Annotated in this window: 5 protein-coding genes and 1 pseudogene; 3 read left to right on the top strand and 3 right to left on the bottom strand. The window is 39.3% G+C overall.

What is annotated here, in order from left to right; genetic code table 11:
* The first annotated feature begins 309 nt into the window (after positions 1-309).
* Complete coding sequence (locus EWV84_RS16770; RefSeq protein ID WP_287078912.1) at positions 310-3,768, top strand: type ISP restriction/modification enzyme; 3,459 nt, start codon at positions 310-312, stop codon at positions 3,766-3,768.
* Between the two features lie 15 nt (positions 3,769-3,783).
* Positions 3,784-3,930: pseudogene (locus tag EWV84_RS16765) on the top strand (phenylpyruvate tautomerase MIF-related protein); the annotation flags it as partial.
* Positions 3,931-4,195: 265 nt separating this feature from the next.
* Here the strand turns inward: EWV84_RS16765 and EWV84_RS16760 are convergent.
* A complete protein-coding gene (locus EWV84_RS16760; RefSeq protein WP_287078911.1) occupies positions 4,196-4,630 on the bottom strand; it encodes a DUF4332 domain-containing protein in 435 nt (144 codons plus the stop codon).
* 89 nt (positions 4,631-4,719) lie between these two features.
* On the opposite strand from EWV84_RS16760, the gene EWV84_RS16755 reads away from it, so the two are divergent.
* Entirely contained in the window at positions 4,720-4,848 is a 129-nt protein-coding gene (locus tag EWV84_RS16755) for a hypothetical protein (protein WP_261779304.1), read from the top strand.
* Between the two features lie 84 nt (positions 4,849-4,932).
* Here the strand turns inward: EWV84_RS16755 and EWV84_RS16750 are convergent, their stop codons facing one another.
* The gene (locus EWV84_RS16750; RefSeq protein ID WP_287078910.1) at positions 4,933-6,606 is read right to left on the bottom strand and encodes a hypothetical protein; all 1,674 of its coding nucleotides are present in this window, start codon (positions 6,604-6,606) and stop codon (positions 4,933-4,935) included.
* Between the two features lie 177 nt (positions 6,607-6,783).
* The gene (locus tag EWV84_RS16745) at positions 6,784-7,050 is read right to left on the bottom strand and encodes a hypothetical protein (protein ID WP_287078909.1); all 267 of its coding nucleotides are present in this window, start codon (positions 7,048-7,050) and stop codon (positions 6,784-6,786) included.
* Positions 7,051-7,383: the final 333 nt, after the last annotated feature.

The raw sequence follows: 7,383 nt of genomic DNA, 5'->3' as shown, positions 1-7,383 counted from the left end.
AAACTGTCTCTTGAAGCTAATTATGATGATTATCTTGAAAAAAAATGATAATTAGACAGAAGTTCTCTTGTTCACATAGAGAACTTTATCTTCTTTTGTTTTCAAAATGAGAATTGCTGATTCTTGGAAGAATAATCCTGAGCCCCTTACTCACTTTCCATTCAATTAATTTCTAAGTGCGAGTAGAGAGGGCCAGTAAGCAAACGCCTGACATTGATTATTATTCATTCTTAATTCTCCTGACTCGGAGAATCCTGACTCGGAGACTCCTAATCCCAACAACAATTTTTAGTTTTCACAAGAGGTCTAATGAATCCCCTCGTCAACTATTTTCGCAACCTGCAAGAAATCCACTCCTCCCAAGCAGCGGTAAAAGAAACCTCCTACTACGGCACTCTCGAAACTCTCCTCAACGAAATCGGTAAAACCCTAAAACCGCGAGTCCGCTGCATTATCAACCTCAGAAATCAGGGTGCAGGATTGCCGGATGGGGGACTCTTTAACGTCAATCAATTCCCCAAAAATCAAGAATTAGAGGCTTTTACGGCGGTTTTTCCCGAAAGAGGTGCGATCGAGATTAAGGGAACCAAAGAAGATATCAAAAAAATCGCCGCCAGCGAGCAAGTACAAAAATACTGGCAAAAATACGGTCAAGTATTAGTCACCAATTATCGCGATTTTCTGCTCATTGGTCGCAATAGCCAAGGTCAACCGGTAGAATTAGAAGCCTATAGTTTAGCCCCGTCAGAAGCCGAGTTTTGGCTAAAAACCTCAAATCCATCCAAATTTGCCGCCGAACAGGGTGATAGCCTCTTAGAATACCTAAAGAGAGTGCTTTTACAGGCGGCTCCTATCACCTCACCGGCTGATGTTGCTTGGTTCCTCGCTTCCTATGCGCGCGACGCAAAAGCACGCTTAGAACATCATTCCGATCTTCCCGCTCTGGCCAATATTCGTCAAGCTTTAGAAAATGCCCTAGGTATCAAATTTGAACAGGAACAGGGAAATAAATTTTTTCGTTCTACCCTCGTGCAAACCCTCTTTTATGGTTTATTTTCCGCTTGGGTATTATGGCACAAGCAAAACCCCGATCGCGAGGATAATTTCGATTGGAAATTAGCAGCCTACTATCTCCATGTTCCCATGTTAGCGATTCTTTTTGAGCAGATCGCCGCACCGAGTAAGTTAAAATCTTTGGGATTAGTAGAAGTTTTGAACTGGACCGGTGCAGCTTTAAATCGAGTGCGACGAGAGGAATTTTTTCGTCAATTCGATGAAGGACAAGCGGTACAGTATTTCTATGAACCATTTCTGCAAGCTTTTGATCCCGATTTACGCAAGGAATTGGGAGTTTGGTACACTCCTCCGGAAATTGTTCGCTATATGGTAGCGCGAGTCGATCGAGTTTTACGAGAAGAATTAAATATCGAGGACGGTTTAGCTAATCCCGATGTTTATATTCTCGATCCTTGCTGTGGAACCGGCGCTTATTTAGTCGAGGTTTTGCGCTATATTACCGATACTTTACAGGAAAATGGGTCGGGGGCTTTAGCCATGGCTTTGGTGAAAAAAGCAGCGATAGAAAGAATTTTCGGTTTCGAGATTTTAACCGCTCCTTTTGTCGTCGCTCATCTACAATTAGGTTTATTCCTGCAAAGTTTGGGTGTACCTTTAATAGAAGATAGTGAACGCGTCGGGGTTTATCTGACTAATGCTTTAACCGGTTGGCAACCCCCAGACGAGGAAAGCAAACAGAAAATTCAACAGCTACAATTAAATTTTCCGGAGTTAAATAAGGAACGAGAGGCAGCTGATGAAGTTAAGCGCGGTAAACCGATTTTAGTTATTCTCGGTAATCCTCCCTACAATGCTTTTGCTGGAACCAGTCCCACGGAAGAAGCAGGTTTAGTGGAAGTATATAAACAGGGTTTGATCTCCGATTGGGGGATTAAAAAGTTTAATTTGGATGATCTCTATGTGCGCTTTTTTCGTTTAGCAGAAAGATGTATCTCTGAAAATACCGGTAAAGGAGTTGTTTGTTATATTTCTAATTTTTCCTATCTCGCTGATCCTTCTTTTGTGGTGATGCGGCAAAGATTTTTACAAGAATTTGATCGTCTTTGGTTTGATTGTCTCAATGGTGATAGTCGGGAAACAGGAAAGTTAACCCCCGAAGGTAATCCCGATCCTAGTGTTTTTTCTACTCAATACAATAAGGAAGGGATTCGAGTCGGGACAACTATCGGATTAATGGTAAGAAAGGAAGTAAGGAATAAAAATATTGATGTCTATTTTCGCCATTTCTGGGGAGTTTCTAAACGAGAACAGTTATTAGATAGTTTAAATAATCAAGATTTTGATGATTTTTATCAAGTATCTAACCCAGAAAAGTCTAATCGTTATTCTTTCCGTCCCTCCGATGTTTCTTCTCAATATTTAGCATGGCAAAAGTTAACAGATTTATGTGCCGATTCTCCAATTACAGGATACAAAGAAAATCGAGGCTATAGTTTTATTGATACCGATAAAAATATCCTTGCTGAAAGAATAAGTCAATACTTTGATAAAAATGTTTCTTGGGAAGACTTAGAGAGATTAAATACAGGTTTGACCAAAGATGTTGCTGGATTTGATGCGAAGAAAGCACGAGATAAAATTTTAAAATTACAGGAAAAGTTTAATCAAAAAATGCTGCTTCGTTATCTGCTAAGACCCTACGAAGTTAAGTGGTGTTATTATACTCAAGTTACACCTTTATGGAACCGAGCGAGACCCTCATTATTTATTCATCAATTTCAAGGTAATTCCTTTTTAGTCAGTCGTCCTGCTGGAGTAGCAACCCCTGAAGGAATACCTTTTTATTTTACTAACTGTTTAGGAGATTTTGACTTTATTAGAGGTCATGCTTATCATTTCCCGATGCGATTACGTCAAAACTATTCAGAGACAGTAAATACAGAAGATAATACTCAAGGAAAATTATTCGACTCCAGTGACTTTAATACTTCTCAAATTAAAGCTAATCTCTCGGAAAAATCTCGTCAATACTTAAAGCAAATGGGTATTAATAATCTCGAGGAAAATATCGAGAATGCTTCCTTAATTTGGCTGCACGCATTAGCTATTGGTTACTCTCCCTTATATTTACAAGAAAATGCCGACGGTATTCGTCAAGACTTCCCAAGAATTCCCCTTCCCAAGAGCCAAGAATTATTAATTAAATCTGCCGAACTAGGACAAGCGATCGCCTCTCTTTTAGACACAGAAAATCCCGTTATAGGAGTGACAAAAAAACCGACTCCTGCACTGCAAAAAATCGCCTTGATTTCCTGCACTGATGGGGTAAATTTAAACCCAGATAAGGGAGATTTAATTATTAACGTTGGTTGGGGACATGGGGGTAAAAATGGCGTGACGATGCCGGGTAAAGGACAAGCGATCGCAAGACAATATACAACCGCAGAAATGAGCGTAATTAGCCCAGAAATGCGAAAATTATTAGGAACGAAAACCTATGATATTTATCTCAATGATCGAGCCTATTGGCAAAATATACCATCCCGGGTATGGGAATATACCATCGGGGGTTATCAAGTCATTAAAAAATGGCTAAGTTATCGCGAGGAAAAATTATTAGGACGGGGATTAACTATCGCAGAAGTGCAGGAAGTAAGCGAGATGACTAGAAGAATTACTGCGATTATTCTCTTAGAATCAGACCTAGATGATAACTATCAAAATATCAAAACAGCCGTGTATTCTTTTTAATATCTTCTGGTCTAATCCTATGTGATGACAGCTTTATAATCGGGGATAAAAATGACTTTTGCTGGCACTTTTGAGCCAGTGTGTTATGTGGAGATTAAAAGCGTTGGTTCTATTTCTCCTGCTCAAACTAAAAGCATGAGTAGTGATTTTTGTCAAGAAATTTAGGCTTATTTAGGGCTTGCTGAATAATGGTAAAACCCTTTTAAAATAAAGCTTTTGACCTGTTAAAGTCCGATGTGCATGCTGCGAAAATAGGATTGGGACTTTCAAAAACCTTGCATTATCCTTCTTATAGTACGTCGCTTGGTACAAAAAACAAGGGCAACAAAGCCTGAAACTCCTGACTCCTGACTCCTGACTCCTGACTCCTACCACCACCGAAAAACTTTTTCAGCAGACCCTATTTAGGAATACCGAAAAATCGCATTTATTTTAACTCTCTGGTTAAGATTTTTGACTGTTCAATCCAAGCTAACATCACCGCGATATCGGGACATAAATCGCGTCTTTGCAGATTAGCCACCTGAAAGCGGAGAATCTGTCGATGCAATTGCTGAATTGATGTCTGTGCCAATTGCGGGATGGAAGCAATACCGGCATGAACCAGCAAACCGCAGTATTGACAACCCACGGCGGGAATCGAGGCTAATTCCGCCATTGCCACCCACTTATTAATATGTTTAGCCTGGATTTGCATTCTTACTGCTAATTTTTCCTTACCCCATTGCGGACGAACTTTTTGCAAAAGTTGTGCGGTGGTGTCGATACCGCAATCCTTTAATTTTTGGCAATCTTGGTCACTTAACCCCGGCAAATATTCAATTAACCAGCTTTGCCTGTGGATAAGTTGCGATCGATTCATCGAAATTATTAACTATTGATAAGTAGATTATACCAGTTAAGTAGGGAGGCACAATTATTTGTAGGATGGGTTAGCGCACTTCGTAACCCATGCGGGCTATCGATTATGAAGAATACATCAGTATTTATAATTTAGTAATTGAATTAATCAGAAATTTTAAAGATGATCTATTAAATGCCGCCGTGACAGAACAGTATAAAAAAGTCAAAAGTATATAGGGTTTGCTGAAAAAGTCAATTGGCTGGTGATGGGGTGAGTTTCGTACACTCCACCGATTATGCCTGAAAGCTTGCATTTTTTGCTTATTCATTTTCGGTACCCAAGAAATACCTTAACCAAGATTGTAAAGTTTTAGCACGTCTTCCAACAGTACTTTCTGAAAGTGACGGACACACTTCTAGTAAAAATTCTCTTGCTCTTTCTGGTTTGATTTCGGAGAGATCATGAGCATTTTGCCAATTAAACCATGCCCAACCCACCTTTGAAGCAATAAATTGGTGAGCCAAGAAACTTTTTTTTGAGTTTTCTGGCAGACGATCAAGCATGAAACAAGCAGTAGTTGGCTGCACTCGTTCGTCAGCCAGATTAAGAATTTCTGCAGCCCTTCTATAGTAGGAAAACTGCCTTTCTGTAATACCATTTCTATCCAAAAACTGTTGTCGAACAGTTGGCAAAGAATGAGGATATTGAATTAACAGCAAAGATAAATCAACAACTCGTTCTAACCTATCAGCTTGTGGAATATCATGAGAAAGAACCCTGATAGATGGGGATTTTAACCCTGTTGAACTAGATCTATATTCATCTTCTGTAGAAATTGTTTTAGTGACATTAAATTCTTCAGAATTTATCGAGACAGCCATATCTACTCGCAAATCATCCTCTTTGATTTTTGTGACACAATCTTGCCAAATACTAACAACTTCTAATTCATTTTCACTTTCCAATTTATGATCAATTTTTCTTGAGGAAAGGTCAGAGATAGTTTTTGCCAGTAAATTTGCGTGATCAGGACTGAGATTGACATGAAGTATAATTGTCCAAGAACCGGGTATTGCCTGCGCTGGAGTAAAAGCGGGAAGTTTATTGATTCTCTCAAAAGTCAGATCGGCAATTTCTTGAAATAACCGCTCTAATTTATCAATTACACTAGCAACTACAGACCAAGATTTTCTATCTTTAGAATCATTGTCAATACGAACTGCAACTGAGAATCCATGACTATCAAGAACTGTTCCAATAGTAGCAAGAGACGAAGTGACTAATCGGAGTAACTTGTCTTTTGTCTCTGCCAAATTCTTATCTTCTGTATCGCGCTGTAAACTTTGAGTATTATAAATTTTTTTAATCAATTCTCCACTATCAGAAAAAATGTTACTATCGGAATATTTGATTGTACTGGCTTCTTCAAAAAATATATTAATTCCCTCTGACCATTCAGCTTTTAACTCTAAGTCATCTACTTGCTCTAATAGATTATTACTAAGAGATTGAAGTTTTTTAAGCTGCGTTTTGATATGAGGTGCTTTCGCATAAATTCTTCCCCAAGTGGTCAAAAAATCGAGAGTTTGTTCGGCAATTAAAGGGGTTCCGTCCGCAAGACTAACTTTAAAAAAAGCGTCGAGGGCAGGGGCAAGAAGCGCAAAAATTGGTAATTCCCAACTATTGACAGAAGCGGTAAGAACAAGTAGGCTGATTCTAGATGGACTATCAGCGGGAATACTATTGCGAGATAAAATTGACGCAATAAATAACCAAATAACCTCATTATTAATCTCGCTGTCATTCTGTAGAAGCTTACGTCCCAATACCCCTAAGCCGATTTCTGAAGCTTCGATCGATCCCAGTGCCAACAGAGCGGCAAACTCTCTAACATGACTATCTACCTTTCTCAGATTGCCGAAAGCTCTATCAATTTCTTCTCTAGCTTTATCACTATCGCCAGAGTCTAAAAATTGTTGTACTCTTCTAAGCATCGTTGTCATTCTGTTTGGGGCGAAGGGATATTGGTTTCTTTGGTACTTGACGCTTAGAGCTTTTACCTATAGGAGCATTCCCCTATAGAACCCCATAACTCTAGTTTTCAAGGTGCGTTCATCCAGCGATGACTGGGTTTTTTAAGCGGTTGCTTACCCGGCCCCCTATTCTTAATATCATACATCATATAAAGTCGCCCTAAAAGGGCGAGGCTTTAAACCCAATTTTTCGGTAACAAAGCGTTCAGCTTTTCTAAAAGCTTGTTTCCGTTCCTCTCGTTGAAATTCGCTGCATTGCCCTTTAATATTAGCAAGAAATGATAATCCTTCTTGAGCAGTCACAGGATTTTTTCTTGCCCAAGAGTAACTGTATCCACCCTCTTGCTGGATAGCGTCTCCTTGAGCTTGTACCCTACCACGATAAGGTTCTGACGAACTCGACATATTAAATATTCAAATTTATTCATTCAAGACAATTATATAGTAATTATCAGCAAAAATGTCAAAAAAAGCCCAAATACTTGATTAGAATCAATTATCGAAAGTTTAGCTATAAAATTATGTAGGGTTTGCTGAATAAATCTAAAAACCTTATCCAACAAGGTTTTTAGACTTTTTTGACCTCAAAAAGTGCCGACCCTTGGAGTGATTGGGGGGAAAATTCAGGAACTTTTTCCCTGAAAATTAGGTAATTGACCACCTGAAAATGGGTAAAACCCCACACCCCACACCCCAACCCCCAACCCCCAACCCCCAACCCCCAACCCCCACCGAAAA

Origin of the sequence: Microcystis sp. M_QC_C_20170808_M3Col (genome assembly GCF_007095505.1) — a bacterium.
Lineage (GTDB): Bacteria > Cyanobacteriota > Cyanobacteriia > Cyanobacteriales > Microcystaceae > Microcystis.
The sequence above is the reverse complement of the archived record's forward strand: the minus strand, read 5'-3'. Positions and strand labels throughout refer to the sequence as shown.